Source organism: Pseudooctadecabacter jejudonensis (assembly GCF_900172275.1).
Taxonomy (GTDB): Bacteria; Pseudomonadota; Alphaproteobacteria; order Rhodobacterales; family Rhodobacteraceae; genus Octadecabacter; species Octadecabacter jejudonensis.
Genome location: NZ_FWFT01000001.1, coordinates 367775 through 385039, shown reverse-complemented (window position 1 = coordinate 385039; position 17265 = coordinate 367775). Strand labels below are relative to the sequence as shown.

At 59.9% G+C, this 17265-nt stretch carries 16 protein-coding genes; 5 read left to right on the top strand and 11 right to left on the bottom strand.

The window, feature by feature from the left end; genetic code table 11:
• Genes PSJ8397_RS01890 through PSJ8397_RS01875 form a run of 4 tightly spaced genes read right to left on the bottom strand, consistent with a single transcriptional unit; the run spans window position 1 to window position 3245 of the window.
• On the bottom strand, window positions 1–1197 hold the full coding sequence (locus PSJ8397_RS01890) for a trans-sulfuration enzyme family protein (RefSeq protein ID WP_085862859.1): 1197 nt from the start codon (window positions 1195–1197) through the stop codon (window positions 1–3).
• Window positions 1190–1714, bottom strand: coding sequence for a gamma carbonic anhydrase family protein (locus PSJ8397_RS01885; protein WP_143515319.1), 525 nt, complete (start codon window positions 1712–1714; stop codon window positions 1190–1192). The genes PSJ8397_RS01890 and PSJ8397_RS01885 overlap by 8 nt, the downstream gene beginning before the upstream one ends.
• The gene (gene gmk, locus PSJ8397_RS01880) at window positions 1704–2351 is read right to left on the bottom strand and encodes a guanylate kinase (protein ID WP_085862857.1); all 648 of its coding nucleotides are present in this window, start codon (window positions 2349–2351) and stop codon (window positions 1704–1706) included. The genes PSJ8397_RS01885 and gmk overlap by 11 nt, the downstream gene beginning before the upstream one ends.
• Window positions 2352–2354: 3 nt before the next feature.
• On the bottom strand, window positions 2355–3245 hold the full coding sequence (locus tag PSJ8397_RS01875; RefSeq protein WP_306372128.1) for a YicC/YloC family endoribonuclease: 891 nt from the start codon (window positions 3243–3245) through the stop codon (window positions 2355–2357).
• A 205-nt stretch (window positions 3246–3450) separates the two neighbouring features.
• Between PSJ8397_RS01875 and PSJ8397_RS01870 the strand changes: the two genes are divergently transcribed.
• Window positions 3451–4128, top strand: coding sequence for a PAS domain-containing protein (locus tag PSJ8397_RS01870; RefSeq protein ID WP_085862856.1), 678 nt, complete (start codon window positions 3451–3453; stop codon window positions 4126–4128).
• Window positions 4129–4176: 48 nt separating this feature from the next.
• Here PSJ8397_RS01870 and PSJ8397_RS01865 read toward each other — a convergent pair whose 3' ends face one another.
• Window positions 4177–5547 carry a class II 3-deoxy-7-phosphoheptulonate synthase gene (locus PSJ8397_RS01865; RefSeq protein ID WP_085862855.1) on the bottom strand — a complete coding sequence of 457 codons (1371 nt, stop codon included), beginning with the start codon at window positions 5545–5547 and terminating at the stop codon, window positions 4177–4179.
• A gap of 197 nt (window positions 5548–5744) precedes the next feature.
• Between PSJ8397_RS01865 and PSJ8397_RS01860 the strand changes: the two genes are divergently transcribed.
• Genes PSJ8397_RS01860 through PSJ8397_RS01850 form a run of 3 tightly spaced genes read left to right on the top strand, consistent with a single transcriptional unit; the run spans window position 5745 to window position 7574 of the window.
• Complete coding sequence (locus PSJ8397_RS01860) at window positions 5745–6746, top strand: GlxA family transcriptional regulator (protein WP_085862854.1); 1002 nt, start codon at window positions 5745–5747, stop codon at window positions 6744–6746.
• 28 nt (window positions 6747–6774) lie between these two features.
• On the top strand, window positions 6775–7215 hold the full coding sequence (locus tag PSJ8397_RS01855) for a hypothetical protein (RefSeq protein WP_085862853.1): 441 nt from the start codon (window positions 6775–6777) through the stop codon (window positions 7213–7215).
• Window positions 7191–7574: a hypothetical protein gene (locus tag PSJ8397_RS01850; protein ID WP_085862852.1), complete on the top strand. Its 384-nt coding sequence runs from the start codon at window positions 7191–7193 to the stop codon at window positions 7572–7574. The genes PSJ8397_RS01855 and PSJ8397_RS01850 overlap by 25 nt, the downstream gene beginning before the upstream one ends.
• Here PSJ8397_RS01850 and PSJ8397_RS01845 read toward each other — a convergent pair.
• Window positions 7571–8440: an NAD(P)-dependent oxidoreductase gene (locus PSJ8397_RS01845; RefSeq protein ID WP_085862851.1), complete on the bottom strand. Its 870-nt coding sequence runs from the start codon at window positions 8438–8440 to the stop codon at window positions 7571–7573. The genes PSJ8397_RS01850 and PSJ8397_RS01845 overlap by 4 nt on opposite strands.
• A 112-nt stretch (window positions 8441–8552) precedes the next feature.
• Here PSJ8397_RS01845 and PSJ8397_RS01840 point away from each other — a divergent pair, with 112 nt between their 5' ends.
• Window positions 8553–11018 (top strand): penicillin acylase family protein, encoded by a 2466-nt coding sequence (locus tag PSJ8397_RS01840; RefSeq protein ID WP_085862850.1) that lies wholly within the window; start codon window positions 8553–8555, stop codon window positions 11016–11018.
• 195 nt (window positions 11019–11213) lie between these two features.
• Here the strand turns inward: PSJ8397_RS01840 and hflX are convergent, their stop codons facing one another.
• From hflX to ntrX, 5 genes are all read right to left on the bottom strand, one after another.
• On the bottom strand, window positions 11214–12509 hold the full coding sequence (hflX, locus tag PSJ8397_RS01835) for a GTPase HflX (RefSeq protein WP_085862849.1): 1296 nt from the start codon (window positions 12507–12509) through the stop codon (window positions 11214–11216).
• 3 nt (window positions 12510–12512) lie between these two features.
• On the bottom strand, window positions 12513–12746 hold the full coding sequence (hfq, locus tag PSJ8397_RS01830; RefSeq protein WP_085862848.1) for an RNA chaperone Hfq: 234 nt from the start codon (window positions 12744–12746) through the stop codon (window positions 12513–12515).
• A 133-nt stretch (window positions 12747–12879) separates the two neighbouring features.
• A complete protein-coding gene (locus tag PSJ8397_RS01825) occupies window positions 12880–14397 on the bottom strand; it encodes a TrkH family potassium uptake protein (RefSeq protein ID WP_235000542.1) in 1518 nt (505 codons plus the stop codon).
• A gap of 4 nt (window positions 14398–14401) precedes the next feature.
• A complete protein-coding gene (trkA, locus tag PSJ8397_RS01820) occupies window positions 14402–15778 on the bottom strand; it encodes a Trk system potassium transporter TrkA (protein ID WP_085862847.1) in 1377 nt (458 codons plus the stop codon).
• A gap of 72 nt (window positions 15779–15850) precedes the next feature.
• A complete protein-coding gene (gene ntrX / locus PSJ8397_RS01815; RefSeq protein WP_085862846.1) occupies window positions 15851–17260 on the bottom strand; it encodes a nitrogen assimilation response regulator NtrX in 1410 nt (469 codons plus the stop codon).
• Between the last annotated feature and the right edge of the window lie 5 nt (window positions 17261–17265).

The window sequence follows — 17265 nt, the reverse complement described above, 5'->3', positions numbered from 1 at the left end:
TTAGGCCTTTTGGCTTTCCGCGATGGCGTGCGTCAGCTCATCAATCAAAAGCTGTGGGTCTTCCAATCCGACAGAGACACGGAAGAAGCCTTCGGAAATGCCCAAGGCCGCGCGCCCCTCTTCCGTCAGCGCACGGTGCGAGGACGAGGCCGGATGGCTGAGGGTGGTGCCCACATCGCCCAACGTGGGCGCAAAGGGCAGATCACGTGCGGCATTGGTCAGCGCATTGGCCGCGGCTCGCCCACCTGCAACCTCAAACGACATCATGTTGCCGGGGCGATGTCCCAAAACCTGTGCCACACGGTTGTGGTCTGGGTGATCGGGGCGGCTGGGATGCAGAACCTTGGTCACACCGTCCAATCCTGACAACGCCTCGGACAGGGCCGTGGCTGTGGCCTCGGCGCGGTCATAGCGCAGATCAAACGATTGCAGGCCACGTTCGGCCAGCCAGCAGTCAAAGGGGCTGGGCGTCAGGCCCCATGTGACGTTGGCCACGTTGATTTTGTCCATCAACGCGGGGTCTTTGGCGACGGCATAGCCCAGCGTCGCGTCCGAGTGACCGGCCAGCAATTTGGTGACGGAATGAATTACAATATCGGCGCCGTTTTCAAACGGCAGATAGCTGCGCGGCGTGGTAAAGGTGTTGTCGACCATCAAAAGAAGCCCGCGATCGTGGCAGAGTTTCGCAATCCCCTCCATGTCGGCCACACGAATGGTCGGGTTTGACACGACCTCAACCACCACCATTTTCGTGTTGGGTTGGATGGCTGCGGCGATGGCGTCTGCGTCTGTTGGATCGGCCAGCGTGGTGTCCACCCCGAACTTTGGCAGGTCTTCGGTCATCAGCCGCAAGGTGCGACCATAGAGCTGATCTGCCCCGATGATATGATCCCCCGCTTGCAGCACACCCAAGAACACGGCGCCCACGGCCGACATGCCGGACCCTGTGATGATCCCGCCATCAACACCTTCGAGGCTGTCTATCTTTTGGGCCAAGACGGTGGCGTTCGGGTGCCCTTCGCGGGCATAGGTAAAGCCAGAGCCGTCTTCATACTGTTGGTCCAGCCCGTCCGGATCGGGGGAGCTGTAGACGACAGACGGCTGCAAAGGCGTCACCACCGGGCGCGACACGGATGTGGGCCACGCAGGCCGGCGGGCCAAAGACTTGGGCGCGGTGGATTTCGGGGCGTCAGACATTCTGGATTTCCTTTAACTCGGCCGCGAAACGCGCCGCGTTTTCTTGATAGTGAAGGGCCGACGCCGTCAGGCCCTGAATGGCGGCTGCGTCCAGCTGCCGCACGATTTTGCCAATCCCCATGACCAGCGATCCGTCAGGAATGACTTTGCCTTCGGTGATCAAGGCCCCAGCCCCGATCAGACAGTTGTCGCCAATCACAGCCCCGTTGAGCACAGTTGCCCCCATGCCAATCAGGCTGTTGGTGCCAATGGTGCAGCCATGCAGCATGGCCTTGTGCCCGATGGTGCAGTTTTCACCGATGGTCAGCGCAAACCCCATATCGGTGTGCAGCACGCAGTTTTCCTGCACATTGCTGCCCGCGCCCACGGTGATCATCTCATTGTCGCCGCGGATCGTTGTGCCAAACCACACGGACGCCTTTGCGCGGACCGTCACGTGGCCCATCACATGACAGCCCGGCGCGATCCATGCGCTGTCGTCAATCACGGGCCGCGCGGCCCCCAAGCTATACAACATCACTGCCCTTTGCGAATTCATCCTGAAGGCCGCGCACGTGGTGCGCCAGATCGGGTTGCTGATCACGGCGTTGGCGTTCGGCCTCTACAATCGTGCGCAGCTGCGCCTCGGTTGCGTCCAGATCATCGTTGACCAGCACGTAATCATAGGACCGCCAGTGGCTGATCTCATCCCAGCTTTGCGCCATGCGTTTGTCGATCACCTGGGCGCTGTCCTGTCCGCGTCCCTCAAGGCGGCGGCGCAGCTCAGCAATTGAGGGCGGCAGGAAAAACACGCTGAGGACATGTTGGCCAAGTGGGCTGTCCTTGATCTGTTCGGCGCCCTGCCAATCCACATCAAACAGCACATCGACCCCTTCGTTGATCGCCGTTTGCACAGGCTCCATCGGGGAGCCGTAGAAATTCCCGAACACATGGGCGTGTTCCAGCATCTTGTCGTCGGCCACCAGACGTTTGAACTCATCCTCGGCCTTGAAATGGTAATCCACCCCGTCCACTTCACCTTCGCGCGGGGCGCGGGTGGTCGCGGAGACGGAAAAGCGGATCGACGGATCCCACGCGCGCAGACGTTTGGTGTGGGTGGATTTGCCCGCCCCCGACGGGGACGACAGGATGATCAAAAGGCCGCGGCGCGCCATCTCTTACTCCGTATTTTGGACTTGTTCACGCATCTGATCGATCACCGCCTTCAGGGCAAGCCCGATTTGGGTGAGCGTTTTATCCTGGGCCTTGGAACACAAAGTGTTTGCCTCTCGGTTAAATTCCTGCGCGAGAAAATCGAGTTTCCGCCCCACCACGCCCCCCGTCGCAATCAGATCGCGGGCGGCGGCGACATGGGCGCCCAAACGGTCGATTTCCTCGGTGATGTCGGATTTGACTGCAATCAGCGCCAGTTCTTGTGCGATGCGGTCGGGCTCAACCAGCGTTTGGTCTGCAATCCGCGCCAGCGCCGCATCAATCTGGGATTTCTGCGCAGTGGTGCGGGTTTTGGCCGCCTCGGCGGCCTGCGCTGTCAACGTCTCGATCTCATTTAGCTGGCCAGTCAGCAGGTCATGCAGTGTGGCGCCTTCTGCGGTGCGCATGTCGATGAAGGCTGAGAGGGCTGCATCAAAGTCCGTGGTCAGCGGTTCAATCAACGCGTCCGTGTCATCGGTTGGGCGTGTGACCAGCACGCCGCGTTGCGCCAGCACATCCGCTGCTGTGGGTTGGCCCAATGTCACGCCTTTTTCAAAGGCGCGGTCCTGGATCTGGTCCAAAGCACCCAGAATGATATCGAGGCGGTCCTGATCCATCTCGGGCACCCCGTCAGAGGCCGCGCGGTTCAGACGTAATCCAACCGTAATATTGCCCCGCGCGCAGACAGCACTGATTTTGCGCCGGACCTCGCCCTCAAGCGTGCTGAACCCGTCTGGCAGGCGGACCTTTACATCAAGGCCCCGCCCGTTGACGGACCGAATGTCCCACACCCAAGTGGTGGCATCGGCTGTCCCTTGCGCGGTTGCGAAAGCTGTCATGGAACGGATCACGGGCATGCCTTTCGATAGGGTATGCCTGCGGTCTAAAGGCAATCACGGGGGTGAGGCAAGGGTTGCCACCATACGCAAGATCCCGCCGAAAGATCGAATACGTCAGCCCCGTTAACCCATTAACACTTTGTTTAGAGAAAATACGACGCAAATGTGTCAGAAAGTCGACAGACCTAAGACCAACCGTTTTAATGAGAAAGGACGAAGAGCCATGAGCATGACATTTGATCCCTACAAGCTGGGAACCAAAGACGTCACGTCAGCCGAAGATGTCCTGCTGACCAACCCCACCGCTCTGACGGAGCTGGAAACCTATTGGCGCAGCCTGCCCCGCAGCCGTGGTGTCCCTGCCCGTGCCGATCTTGACCCAGTGGCCATGGGCCGACAGTTGGAGGACAGTCTAATCCTCGAACGTGTGGCCCCCGGGGTGGCGCGCATCCGTGTTGCAGGGCGCAACATCGGGAAACTGATCGGGCTCGAACCGCGAGGCCTGCCCCTGACAACGGTGATGACGCCCAATTCACGCGCCACCTTGTCGGAGTACATCGAACGTGCGTTCAACACCCCATCGGTGGTGGAACTGCCGCTGAAATCGCCACGTGCGGTGGGGCAACCGCCGTTGCAGGGCAAGCTTTTGCTGCTTCCCTTGCGCGATGAGGACGGTGATGTGACGCGGATGTTGGGTATTTTGGTGATGTCGGGCCGGCGCGGCATGGGCGGTCGCCGGTTTGAGATTTCCGACCTGTCCCCGCCCCGTGTTGAGGCTTTGTCAAATCTGCGCGCGGTCAACGGTGGACGCCGCCCCTCGTTGCGCGTTGCTGCTGTGGATGGAGACACACAAAAGGCGAAAGACACCCCTGCCCTTCGCCTTGTCGTGTCAAACCCCTAAAGGGGCTGGTTCTGGTCGGGCCGGATCACTCTGGCCTGACCGATTGTCTTACGCGCTTTGCTGCGCCAGCATGGTTTCGCGACGTGCGGAGAGTTCTTCCGCCACCAAGAACGCCAGTTCCAGAGACTGCGACGCGTTCAAACGTGGATCACACGCCGTGTGATACCGATCAGACAGATCTTCATCGGTCACAGCCCGTACACCACCGGTACATTCGGTCACGTCCGCGCCTGTCATTTCAAAATGCACACCGCCTGGGATGGTGCCTTCGGCGTTGTGGACGGCGAAGAACTCTTTCACCTCGCGCAGCACTGAATCGAAGGGCCGTGTCTTGTAGCCCGTTGAGGATTTGATCGTGTTGCCGTGCATGGGATCACACACCCAAGTCACTTTGGCGCCCTCTTCCTCAACCGCTTTGATCAGGCGTGGCAGGTGTTCGCCCACTGAGCCCGCACCAAAGCGCGCGATCAGTGTCAGACGGCCTGCTTCGTTGTTGGGGTTCAACTTTGCCATCAGCGCCTTGAGGTGGCCGGACGTCATCGTCGGGCCTGCCTTCAGACCGATGGGGTTTTGAACGCCGGAACAGAATTCCACATGCGCACCGTCAGGTTGACGGGTGCGGTCGCCAATCCAGACCATATGGCCAGAGCCTGCCAGCCATTTGCCGGACGTGGAATCGATGCGCGTCAGCGCCTCTTCATATTCCAGCAACAGCGCCTCGTGTGAGGTGTAGAAATCCACCGTCTGAAGCTCATGGTTGGTTTCTGTTGTCAGACCGGCGGCCTGCATGAAATCCAGCGTGTCGGAAATACGTTCCGCCATGGCGCGGTATTTCTCGGCCTCGGGTGCGCCGGTGAAGCCCAGCGTCCAGCCGTGGACCTGATGCACGTCGGCATAGCCGCCCGTGGAAAACGCGCGCAGAAGGTTCAGCGTGCCGGCTGCCTGCGTGTAGGCCTGCAGCATCTTTTCGGGGTTCGGGATCCGGGCCTCTGGCGTGAAATCCAGATCATTGATGATGTCACCACGGTAGCTGGGCAACTCCACCCCGTTCACGGTCTCTGTTGGGGCAGACCGCGGCTTGGCAAACTGGCCCGCCATACGGCCCACTTTGACCACAGGCACCTTGGCACCGTAGGTCAGCACCATGGCCATCTGCAACATCACCTTGAATGTGTCACGGATCGCATCGGCATTGAACGCGGCAAAGCTTTCGGCGCAATCGCCGCCCTGCAACAAGAACGCCTCACCGCGGCTAACGGCGGCCAGCTCTTCGCGCAAACGGCGGGCTTCGCCTGCAAAAACCAGTGGTGGATAGGAAGACAGCTTACCTTCTACAGCGGCCAAAGCCTCCGCGTCGGTATAGTCCGGCATCTGCACCCGGGGCTTGCTGCGCCAGTCAGATTTGTTCCAGTCCGTCATTGTTCTTGCTCCGATTGAAAAGGTTGTGGTCGCACCCCTCAGACGAGAGGTTAGCGATACCAGAGCCGCTTATAACGTGGTTGTGGATAAGGTCCAACGGCAAATCCGGACAGATGGGCCGCTTTTGACATCTATTTGCCTTGATCAAGGGGCACAAAAGTGATCAGCCTGTTCGGCAACCAACGCCAGTGAAGTCCATGCAGACACAGTTTTCAGTTGATATCGCCGATCCCGACGCCAAGACGCGCCGGTTCGTTTTTGTGTTGCTTGATCAGTTTACGTTGCTGTCCTTTGCGGCTGCGCTGGATTGTCTGCGGCTGGCCAACCAGATGAGTGGGCAGGAGCTGTATTCTTGGCGGTTGATTGGCGAAGGTGGGGAAAGCGTGTCGTGTTCGACGGGCACGTCCTTTGCGCTTGATGGTGATCTGGAAGACTTGCACCGAGACGACTGCGTTATCATTTGCGGGGGGCGCGACGTGCAGGCCGCGACGACCAAACGCGTTGTCAGCTGGGTCCGCCGTGAGGCGCGGCGCGGATTGGTGATCGGTGGTCTGTGTACGGCCGCCTATACCTTGGCCAAGGCCGGTCTGCTGGATGGCAAACGCGCCACGATCCACTGGGAAAACCACGACAGCTTTACCGAGGAATTTCTTGAGGTTGAGCTGACGAAATCGGTGTTTGTTAAAGATGGAAACCGCTGGACGACCGCCGGTGGCACGTCGTCTATTGATCTGTTCTTGCAGATCATTGCTGACGATCAGGGGGAGGCTTTGGCCAATTCCGTGGCCGATCAGCAAATCTATTCTGCGATCCGCACCGATCAGGACACGCAACGTCTGTCGATCCCGACACGCATCGGGGTGCGTCATCCCAAGCTGAGCCGCGTGATCCAAGCGATGGAACAAAACATCGAAGAGCCGATCAGCCCCAGCATTCTGGCCAAAGACGTGGGCATGTCCACACGGCAGCTGGAACGTCTGTTTCGTCGCTATCTGAACCGGAGCCCCAAGCGGTATTACATGGAATTGCGCCTGCAAAAGGCGCGCAACCTGTTGATGCAGACGGATATGTCCGTGATTAATGTGGCCTTGGCCTGCGGATTTGCCTCGCCTTCACATTTTTCTAAGTGTTACAGGTCACACTACGACACGACCCCCTACCGAGAGCGTGGCGCCCATGCCGCGCGGCTGTCGGTCTGACGGGGCAGCAACGGAACGCAGGGGCCTTATGCGCAAGAAAAAGTCTTCGACCTTATTGCCCGTCCTTGTGGTGCTGATGATCACGCTTGTTGTCGGCTTTATCGCCTTGTCGGGCCGCACGAATGCACCACCCATCGCGGGCAATCCTGATTACCCCCACCATGTCTGCACCTTTGATCGCTACTGCGCGGGTGCGGTCTGCACCTCAACGCCGATCTATGTGATCGCCTACATGAATTATGTCGATGGCCGCCCACGGCTTGAGGTTCCGGGGATGAGTACGTTGACGGACCTGACCCGAACGGATGAGGCGCTGATCTATGCCTCCACCACCGGCAACATCAAGGGCACATTGACCATCTACCGTGACCGCGCGTTGGATTTCGTCGCAACGTCGCAGCCGACACCGGAAGACGATCCTATTGAACACTACGCCTCAGGCCAATGCGACCGCTTGGTCGAACCTTAGCCGTCTGTCTAGCCCTGCCCGCCACAACGGGGCAGGCAGACTGGACGTGCCGCCTGACCCAAGTGGGCTGCGATCTGATCTGCCCTGACATGCAGGTCGCATTTGAGGTGGATCGCAACCAATTCGTAAATCCCCAAAACCCTAATGATCCCCCGCGCCGACAGGTCACGACCGTGACCATGGACGACGCGACGTTTGTGGCCCAAGCCATTTTGATGGCCGGCGGCGTTGAGGGGTTTCACGAGGACGCTGGTGCGCTTGGCAGCCGGTTGATGATCGTGCGTCCTGACGGCACAGCGCGATTAACGCTGCGCCCCCAGAATACGGAATGGACAGGTCAGTGCGTCAAATCGGATTAGTCATCGCTGAGCCGTTTGATCAGGCTTGAGGTGTCCCAGCGCCCGCCGCCCATCTTTTGCACGTCTTTGTAAAACTGATCGACCAAAGCCGTAACCGGCAACGAGGCCCCCGTTTCATCGGCGGTGTCCAGGCAAATCCCAAGATCCTTGCGCATCCAATCCACGGCAAAGCCGTGATCGAAATGATCGTCCAACATCGTCTCGTAGCGGTTTTGCATTTGCCATGACCCCGCAGCGCCCTGGCTGATCACCTCGACCACCGCGCGCCCGTCCAGACCGGCCTTGGTGGCAAAATGCAACGCCTCGGACAGGCCCTGCACAAGGCCCGCAATGGCGATCTGGTTGCACATCTTGGTCATCTGGCCCGCACCGCTGTCCCCGATGCGGCGACAAATGCGGGCATAGACGTCAATCACCGGCAGGGCCGCGTCATAGGCTGCCTGATCCCCACCGCACATCACCGACAGCACCCCATTCTCGGCCCCTGCCTGACCGCCTGAGATGGGCGCATCCACAAACGACACGTCACGGCTGGCCGCTTCGGCATAAAGCTCGGTCGTGACTTTGGCCGACACGGTGGTGTGATCCACGAAAACCGCACCGGCCTTCATGGCGGCAAATGCGCCGTCGTCCCCCAGACAAACAGACCGCAGATCATCGTCATTGCCGACGCAGGCCATAACAAAATCGGCGTCCTGAGCGGCCTTGGCCGGGGTCGTGCCCATGGCACCGCCATGTTCGGCCACCCAAGCCTCCGCCTTGGCAGCGGTGCGGTTGTAGACCGTCACCTCATGGCCTGCCTTGGCCAAATGCCCCGCCATCGGGTATCCCATCACGCCCAACCCCAGAAATGCGACCTTTGCCATGTGCGACCCCTCATGCTTGCATCATTAATCGTGTTGCGTGATAGGTAACCAACCGCGGCCCGCCGTCAATGGGGGGCTTTGTGGGCTCGACGACAGAACAAAGGATCGCCCCATGGCATTTGCGTTTCGCTGGCTTGTCCGGATTGCATCGGGCCTGATTGCTTTGACCGTCGCCGTGATGTGTTTGGCCTATTATTTCGCCTCCAGATCGTTGCCGGATTATGATGAGACCTTGCAGGTCGCGGGACTGACCGCGCCGGTCGAAATCGTGCGTGACAACGCCAATGTGCCTCACATCTTTGGGCAAACCGACGAGGATGTCTTTTTTGCCCTTGGTCTGGCACATGCCCAGGACCGGCTGTGGCAAATGACGATGCTGCGCCGTACCGCCCAAGGCCGCCTGTCAGAGCTTTTTGGCGCACGCACGTTGCCCATCGACAGCCTGATCCGCAGGCTTGATCTGTATCCCTTGTCCCGGACCTCTGTTGGGGCGTTGGATGACGACACGCAGGCCGCCCTGGAGGCCTATTCGGCCGGAGTAAACGCGTGGATCAATCAGGTGAACGAAGGCGCGCGGGGCCGTGGCGCGCCCGAGATGTGGGTGTTCAATCACGCCATCGCCCCTTGGCAGCCCGCCGACAGCGTGGCGGTGGTCAAGGTCATGGCGCTGCAACTGAGCGGTCATCTTGAGGAAGAGGTGCTGCGCGCGCGCACCTCTCTGCTTCTGAACAATGATGATCGTCTGGCGGACATTCTGCCCGATTTTCCAGGCACCGGTCTGGCCGCCCTGCCCCAATACGCCGATCTGGTGCCGGATGTGCCGCTTTATACACCAAACCGTCGGATGGCGTTTGATCCGGTCTCTCCCGTCGTGCCGCGGGCCTTGGCGGGGGCGTCAAATGCCTGGGCTGCGGCCATTTCGCGGTCTGCTACGGGATCGACGCTTCTGGCCAATGATCCGCATCTTGGGCTGACGGCCCCGTCGATCTGGTATCTTGCACGGTTGGAGTTGGAAAACGGTGGCGTCATTGGCGGAACCATTCCGGGGATCCCTGTCATCATGGTCGGTCGGTCCGCTGATCTGGGGTGGGGTCTGACGTCGTCCTACCTCGATGATCAGGATGTCTTTATCGAAGAGGTGAACCCCACCGACGCGAGCCAATACCGCACCCCTGAGGGTTGGGCCACCTTTGAGACCCGCGAAAGCATCATCCGCGTGGCCGATGCGGCCCCCGTGACCATCCAGATGCAGTGGACAACAAATGGGCCCGTGCTGCCGCCCGATCAATACGATCTGGCCACGATCCGCCCGCCGGGGCATGTGACCGCCCTGGGATGGACCGCCCTTTCAGGTCAGGACACGACGTTGCAGGCAGCCATGAAGCTGATGCGGGCGACGAACGTCGAGGCGGGCATCGCAGCGCTGGAGGATTACGTAGCGCCTGCCCAGATGGTCACACTGGCCGATCGCAATTCGGTGGCGCTGAAACTGGTGGGACATGTGCCGAACCGCAGCGCCGATCATGTCACCCAAGGCCGCCTGCCGCATTTCGGCTATCTGCCGCAAAACCGGTGGGATGGGCGCCGCCCCTATGACACGAACCCCGAATGGATCGACCCCATCGGTGGGATCGTTGGCAACACCAACAACAAGGTGATCGAAGCGCCCTTTCCGGCCCATGTCAGCCATTCATGGGGCGACAGCCAACGGGTGAACCGTTGGCGGTTGTTGATGCAAGCGCGTGAGGTTCACACCCGTGAGAGTTTCATCGAAGCCCAGCTCGATACCGTCAGCTACACCGCGCGGTCGATCTTGCCCCTCATCGGTGCGGACCTGTGGTTCACCGGCGAAGCCGCACCTGAAGGCACACCCGAACGCCTGCGCCAAGGTGCGCTGTCCCTGCTGGCTGAATGGAACGGGGAGATGAATGAACATCTGCCCGAACCCTTGATCTATGCAGCATGGCTGCGGGCGCTGCAGGATCGTCTGATCCGCGATGAACTGGGGCCGTTGGCGCGCGAATTTACCCATGTGGAGCCGTTGTTTATCGAACGGGTGTACCGCGATACCGATGGGGCGTCCGTCTGGTGCGATGTCCTGCAATCCGCGCCAACCGAGACGTGCAGCGATATTGCGCGGCTGGCCTTGGATGATGCCCTCGTTTGGGTGGCGGAGACCCACGGGACGGCCCTTGAATCCTTACGGTGGGGCGACGCCCATGAGGCCACCCATGATCATCCTGTTTTGGGCGAAGCACCTGTGTTGAAATGGTTTGTGAATATCCGCCAATCGACCTCTGGCGGGGACAACACCTTGATGCGCGGGCGGACCTTGGGCACCGGACCGGACCCGTTTTTGAATGTCCATGCGGCAGCCTTCCGCGGGGTCTATGATTTCGCCGATCCGGACAGTTCGGTGTTCATCACATCCACCGGTCAGTCCGGGCATTTCCTGTCGCGTTATTACGATGATCTGGGCGATTTGTGGCGGCGTGGGGAATACATTCCCATGTCCCTTGATCCCGCGTTGGCCCGCGGTGGGGCGGTGGGGGAAATGACGTTGCTGCCTGCCAATTGACCCTGTGATCGAATGGGCTTTGCCCATCCGACCCGCGCGCCCTGACGGGCGCTTGAGACTAGGAACGTCTATGGGGCCGGGTCGCGGTCAGGCGTCAATGTGGAAATTATATTGGGGGCGCTGCCCCCGGCGCGAGGCGCGCCTCCCCCGGGATATTTGTGAAACAAAGACAGAGGGGCAGAGGCCGTGCGCGACCTAGTCGCCGGACACGACGTCCGGATATGATTTTTCGAATTTCGCCTGCTGGCGCGGGGACCATCGCACATCAAGGCCCCAGCCCGTCTCTGTCTGTCGTTCGTCTTCGATCACGCCTTCACGTTGCAGCCAGCTGTGCGCGGCCCCTTGCGCCCATGTCAATGTGAGGGTCTGGACACGGGTTTGGCCGCGCAAAAGATCGCTGACATGGCTGAGCAGGGTGTCGATCCCCTGCCCTGTGACCGCCGACATGGCAAAAGTGCCCTCGTCACGAAGGTGGATGTTGTCGTAGAGGGCCGCATCCTCTGGGCCAAGAAGGTCAATTTTGTTCAGCACTTCGAGCATGGGCACGTCGGGCCGCACATCCAGCGCGCGCAAGGTGTCGAGAACGGCGGCCTTTTGATCTTCGGAATTGGGATGGCTGATGTCGCGGACGTGCAAAATCACGTCCGCCTCCAGGACTTCTTCCAGCGTGGCGCGGAAGGCGGCGACAAGTTGGGTCGGCAATTCGGAGATGAACCCCACCGTATCGCTGAGGATCACATCATCGCCGGTGGGCAATTCGACCTTGCGCATGGTCGGATCCAGTGTTGCGAACAACATGTCTTTGGCGAAGACTTCCGCCCCCGTGAGGCGGTTGAACATCGTTGATTTGCCCGCATTGGTGTAGCCCACCAACGCCACAATCGGAAACGGCACTTTGGCGCGTGCCTTGCGGTGCAACTCGCGTGTTTTGACGACCTTCTCTAGCTGTTTGCGCAGCCGGTTCAATTGCCCGTCGATGGCACGGCGGTCGGCCTCGATCTGAGTTTCACCAGGACCGCCCACAAACCCCAAACCGCCGCGTTGACGTTCGAGGTGCGTCCAGGCGCGCACCAGCCGCGTGCGCTGATAGCTCAGCGCTGCCATCTCAACCTGAAGGACCCCTTCGCGGGTGCGTGCGCGGTCGCTGAAGATCTCCAAAATCAGGCCGGTGCGGTCCAGAAGTTTGACCTTCCATTCCTTTTCCAGATTGCGCTGTTGTACGGGGCTCACGGGGCCGTCGATCAGAACCAGACCGGCGTCGGCCTCAATCAGCCACTCTTTGATCTCGGCAATTTTGCCGGAGCCGAAGAGCATGCCGGGATGCACGTCGCGCAGGCCAACAATCTGCGCGCCCACCACATCCAATTCGGGCAACGCGCGGGCCAAAGACACCCCTTCTTCGAGACCCGCCTGCGCATCGCGGCGGTTCAGATCCGATTTGATTTCGGGATGCAGGACAAACGCCCGCGTCACGGGCCGTTCGTCACCCATGGTTTATTCTTCGCCGTCGTACAGGCTGATGGGCTGGGCCGGCATGATGGTGCTGATGGCGGATTTATACACCAGCTGGCTTTGACCATCGCGGCGCAGCAGCACACAAAAGCTGTCAAACCACGTGATCACGCCCTGAAGTTTCACACCATTGATCAGAAAAATCGTTACCGGAACCTTGGCTTTGCGGACGTTGTTCAGAAACGCGTCCTGCAAGTTCTGTTTGTCTGAGGCCATTGGTTGTCCCATCCTTATTCTTCTTGTGACCGCAATCCCGGCCAATCGTTCCCATCACGCGATACTATGTCGTGACACGCTGCCCAATTCCACCCCAAAAACAACAGCTTGTCCAGACTGCGTAAAAACGGTGCTACCTGCGCCAAAATTCGGGGTTCAAAAGGGCAATAATCGCCAGCGCCTCAAGTCGTCCCAGCGCCATGGTGAAGACCAAAACGATCTTGGCCAAATCGGGAATGCCCGCATAGGAAATGGGTGTTTCGGCGCCCAAAGCCGCCAAGGGCCCTGTGGTGGAAAGCGCCGCCACAGACAGCACCAGCGCCGTTTCAAATTGCACACCCGTCAGCGCCAAAAGCACCATGACCGCGGCAATCGAAATCACGAACAGCATGAAGAAAATCCAGGCAATCTGCGCGCCTTGCCGGCGGATCTGGCGGGCCGCGGCCCCGGCCCCGCCCACGGACGACGGATGCACCAACCGTTCAACCTCGCGCTGGCCATGTTTCCACAGTGCGTAGACGCGGAGCAGTTTGATACCGCCCGCCGTCGTTGCCACGCCGCCCCCGATGAGGGACAGGCCAACCAACATCAGCCCCGGTGTGCCAAGGCCGGACCATTGGCGGGTGGCGGTCCAATCGGCGGATTCAAACCCTGTGGTGGTCAGAAAGCTGGCAATGGTGAACAGCGCCCCCCACATGGCGCGAAGGCCAATCGTAATGTCATTGTTGGCCCCCTCATCAAAGGCAAACAATCCGTGCCGCAAGAACAGCACCATCGCCAAAATCCCGATCAGGGCAAGGCCCATCTGGAATTCGCTGTCCTTGTGAAGGGGGTTCAATTCTTGTCCCGCAAGACCACGCGAAAAGGCGACACGCGACAAGGCGAAGACGAAAAAGCCTGCGATGATCAATTCCCCCAGAAACCCGCCGGAGGAGAAAACGATCCCGCCCACCGGCGAGATACCAGAGGTGGAGAGCACCGACATCGCATGGCAAAGCGCCACAAAGGGAACCTCCCCCACGGCAATAAGGCCCAACCACAACAGCGCCGTCAGGGCGGTATAGAGCGGGATAAGTTTCGCGCCGAACCGGACCAGGCGTGCAGAGGGGTCGGTGACACGCCCGATCTGGGTCAGGCTTTGGCTGCTGGCGGATCCCCCCCGCAGGGCGCGGACCTCAAACCCGCCGATGTTGAGAGGCGCAAAGATCGAAATCGCTGCAACCCACATCAACAGCCCGCCCAGCCATCCCATCAAGGCCCGCCACAAATGGACAGACGGCGGCAATTGGCGCGGGTTGTCGTAAAGTGTGGCCCCTGTGGTGGTGAATGAGCTTACGGCCTCAAACCAGGCCTCAACGAAGCTCATCCGCGCCACGGATTCGTACATCGGCACAGCCATCAACAGCGGCAACACCAGAAACGCGGCCACCAGCGACACAAGATAGCCCCGCAACGCGCCCACCTGGTAATTGGCCGTGGCGAACCCGACAAACAACGTCAGGACAAAGAACAACAACGCCGAATACAAAAACGCACGGCTGACGGCGAAGTCCTCCAACATCAGCGCATGGACTGACGGGATGATCATCGCCACACAGGCCAGACCCATCAGGATGACAAAGAAGGGCCGTTTTGAAAGGCGCGCGATCATCGGATCAAAAGAAATCGATCGTGACTTGCAGAAGTGCCTCAACCGCAGACACCTGATCGGCCATGGCGAAAATCGCGACGATATCGCCTTCTTCAATGCGCATGTCGCCACGCGGTTTGTGCATGCGTCCGGCTTTCAGAACACCGCCCACGAGCACGCCTTCGGGAAAGTCGATATCGCGCAGCTTTTTGCCCGCGATGGGGCTGGTGGTCAGCACTTGCGCCTCGATCATCTCAGCCTCGGCATCGCCAATGGAGTAAACGGATCGCACGCGCCCGTGACGGATATGGCGCAGGATTGAGCTGACGGTGGTGGCGCGCGGGTTGATGTAGGCGTCAATATCCAAGGGGGCCATCAGCGACACAAGCGTCGGATCATTGGCCAGACAGATCGCCATCGGGCAGCCCATGCCCTTGGCGCGCACAGCGGCCAGCAGGTTGGTTTTATCGTCGTCCGTCACGGCCAGAACAGCGTCGGCATTGGCAATGTTGGCCTCGTCCAAAAGCCCAGCATCAAGCCCATCGCCGTTGAGAACAATAGTGCGTTCCAATTGGTCGGCCGTGGCCTCAGCAATGGCGCGGTCCCGTTCGATGACGCGGACGCGGACGCGGTCGGTGCGGGTCTCCAACGCGCGTGCAACTGCCAGCCCGACATTGCCGCCACCGATGACCACAACCCGTTCCAACTTCCCTTGGGTTTTGCCGAAAATTTCCAACGTGCGGGCCATGTCGGTGTTTTCCGTCATGACGTAGCAATCGTCGTCAGGGAAAATCTGATCGCCGGGGGACGGCGCAAAGAGAGTGCCTTTGCGCCGGATGCCCACCACGACCGCCTTGAGGGTTGAAAACAGATCGCTCAGCTGGCGCAGTGGCGTGTTGATGACCGGGCAGTCTTCGTCGATGGAGATCCCCAAAAGCTGGGCGTTGCCTTCCAGAAAACTCTCAGTGTCGAATGCTGCGGGGGCCGCAAGGCGCTGCAACGCGGCCTCTGCCACCTCAACCTCGGGGGAGATCACGACGTCAATCGGCAAATGATCCCGCCGATACAGGTCGGAATAAATCGCGTTCAGATAGCTTTGCCCCCGCAGACGCGCGATTTTGCGCTGGATGGCAAAGACCGAATGGGCCACCTGACAGGTGACCATGTTCACCTCATCGGAATGGGTCGCGGCGATGATCATATCGGCATCGTTCGCACCGGCTTTTTCCAGCACATCAGGATAACTCGCAAAGCCCGCAATGCCCTGCACATCCAAGGTATCGGTAGCGCGGCGCACCAGATCGGGGTTGTTGTCGACAACCGTGACGTCGTTGCGCTCTGACGCGAGGTGACGGGCAATCTGCCACCCCACCTGCCCTGCGCCGCAAATGATGACCTTCATAGAGACATCCCTGATCGTATCGGTTCAGCCGTGGTGACAGATGCGCGCAGTCAGGTCAACGATCTGTTCGCCTTACGTGGCTTCGACGTCATCCTCAACATGGGCCACGCGTGCCCCCGCCTTGTTGGAGGTGACCACGCCGAGGGTCTTGAGTTTGCGATGAAGCGCCGAGCGTTCCATGCCAACAAAACTGGCCGTGCGGCTGATGTTGCCGCCAAATCGGTTGATTTGCGTCAGCAGGTATTCACGTTCAAACAGCTCCCGCGCTTCGCGCAGCGGCAAGGTCGCAAGGCTGCCCGACAGCATGACCCGTCCGTCGTCCCCCCCGGCGTCTGCCTGATCCGGCAGCTCCTTTGCCTCAATCGGGCCGTTGTCGTCGCCAAGGATCAGCACCCGTTCCATCACATTGCGCAGCTGACGGGCGTTGCCCGGCCAGCGCATGGTCTGCAACAAGGCGCCCGCCTCTTCGCTTAACGTGCGGGAGCTCAACCCTTGTGTGGTGTGTAACTCGGCAATGAAATGGCTGGCCAGCAGGGGAATATCCTCGCGGCGTTCTTCAAGGCTCGGCACATGGATCGGCACAACATTCAGGCGGTGATACAACTCCTGCCGGAAGACGCCTGCTTCAATTGCGGCCTGTAAATCACTGTTCGTGCTGGAAATAACGCGCACATCAACCTGAATTTTATCGACGCCGCCCACCCTTTGGAACTTTTGATCCACCAAGACGCGCAAGAGTTTGGATTGCGTGCCAAGCGGCAGATCGGCCACACCGTCAAAGTAGATCACCCCGCCGTTGGCTTCTTCGAGCAGGCCCCGTTCCACCCCGCGGCCATCGGTTTCACGGCCAAACAGAACCTCTTCCATGCCATCGGGTTCGATCGTCGCACAATTGACCGACACAAAGGGCATATCGGAGCGGTCGGAATTGGCGTGAATAAAGCGCGCGGCGGTTTCCTTGCCCGCGCCGCCTTCGCCAGTCAGCATCACGCGACCGTTGGATTTCGTCACCTTGTCCAGCTGCCCGATCAAGGTTTTGAACGCCGCACTTTCGCCAATCATATCGGTGGGCGCCGTGTCAGACCGTTTCAGCGCGATGTTTTCGCGCCGCAGTCGACTGGTTTCCATCGCGCGGCGGATCACCACCATCAACTGGTCAATATTGAAGGGCTTTTCGATGAAATCATAAGCCCCCTGTTTGATCGCCGCGACGGCGATTTCAATGTTGCCATGGCCGGAAATGATGACCACCGGCACCTCAGGGTGGTCGCGTTTGACGTGTTTGAGGATATCAATGCCGTCCATCCGGCTGTCTTTCAGCCAGATGTCCAGGATCATCAGCGCTGGTGTCTCGGCCTCGATCTGGGACATGCATTCGTCGGATGTGCCCGCCAGCCGTGTGGTGAACCCTTCATCCTTGAGGATGTCGGAAATCAATTCGCGGATGTCACGTTCGTCGTCAGTGATCAGAATATCGCCCATAGGAA

Bases quoted from the DNA above. Each gene is read 5' to 3' on its own strand.
- PSJ8397_RS01890 (WP_085862859.1), bottom strand. From the start codon at position 1,197: ATGTCTGACGCCCCGAAATCCACCGCGCCCAAGTCTTTGGCCCGCCGG.
- PSJ8397_RS01885 (WP_143515319.1), bottom strand. From the start codon at position 1,714: ATGTTGTATAGCTTGGGGGCCGCGCGGCCCGTGATTGACGACAGCGCA.
- gmk (WP_085862857.1), bottom strand. From the start codon at position 2,351: ATGGCGCGCCGCGGCCTTTTGATCATCCTGTCGTCCCCGTCGGGGGCG.
- PSJ8397_RS01875 (WP_306372128.1), bottom strand. From the start codon at position 3,245: ATGCCCGTGATCCGTTCCATGACAGCTTTCGCAACCGCGCAAGGGACA.
- PSJ8397_RS01870 (WP_085862856.1), top strand. From the start codon at position 3,451: ATGAGCATGACATTTGATCCCTACAAGCTGGGAACCAAAGACGTCACG.
- PSJ8397_RS01865 (WP_085862855.1), bottom strand. From the start codon at position 5,547: ATGACGGACTGGAACAAATCTGACTGGCGCAGCAAGCCCCGGGTGCAG.
- PSJ8397_RS01860 (WP_085862854.1), top strand. From the start codon at position 5,745: ATGCAGACACAGTTTTCAGTTGATATCGCCGATCCCGACGCCAAGACG.
- PSJ8397_RS01855 (WP_085862853.1), top strand. From the start codon at position 6,775: ATGCGCAAGAAAAAGTCTTCGACCTTATTGCCCGTCCTTGTGGTGCTG.
- PSJ8397_RS01850 (WP_085862852.1), top strand. From the start codon at position 7,191: ATGCGACCGCTTGGTCGAACCTTAGCCGTCTGTCTAGCCCTGCCCGCC.
- PSJ8397_RS01845 (WP_085862851.1), bottom strand. From the start codon at position 8,440: ATGGCAAAGGTCGCATTTCTGGGGTTGGGCGTGATGGGATACCCGATG.
- PSJ8397_RS01840 (WP_085862850.1), top strand. From the start codon at position 8,553: ATGGCATTTGCGTTTCGCTGGCTTGTCCGGATTGCATCGGGCCTGATT.
- hflX (WP_085862849.1), bottom strand. From the start codon at position 12,509: ATGGGTGACGAACGGCCCGTGACGCGGGCGTTTGTCCTGCATCCCGAA.
- hfq (WP_085862848.1), bottom strand. From the start codon at position 12,746: ATGGCCTCAGACAAACAGAACTTGCAGGACGCGTTTCTGAACAACGTC.
- PSJ8397_RS01825 (WP_235000542.1), bottom strand. From the start codon at position 14,397: ATGATCGCGCGCCTTTCAAAACGGCCCTTCTTTGTCATCCTGATGGGT.
- trkA (WP_085862847.1), bottom strand. From the start codon at position 15,778: ATGAAGGTCATCATTTGCGGCGCAGGGCAGGTGGGGTGGCAGATTGCC.
- ntrX (WP_085862846.1), bottom strand. From the start codon at position 17,260: ATGGGCGATATTCTGATCACTGACGACGAACGTGACATCCGCGAATTG.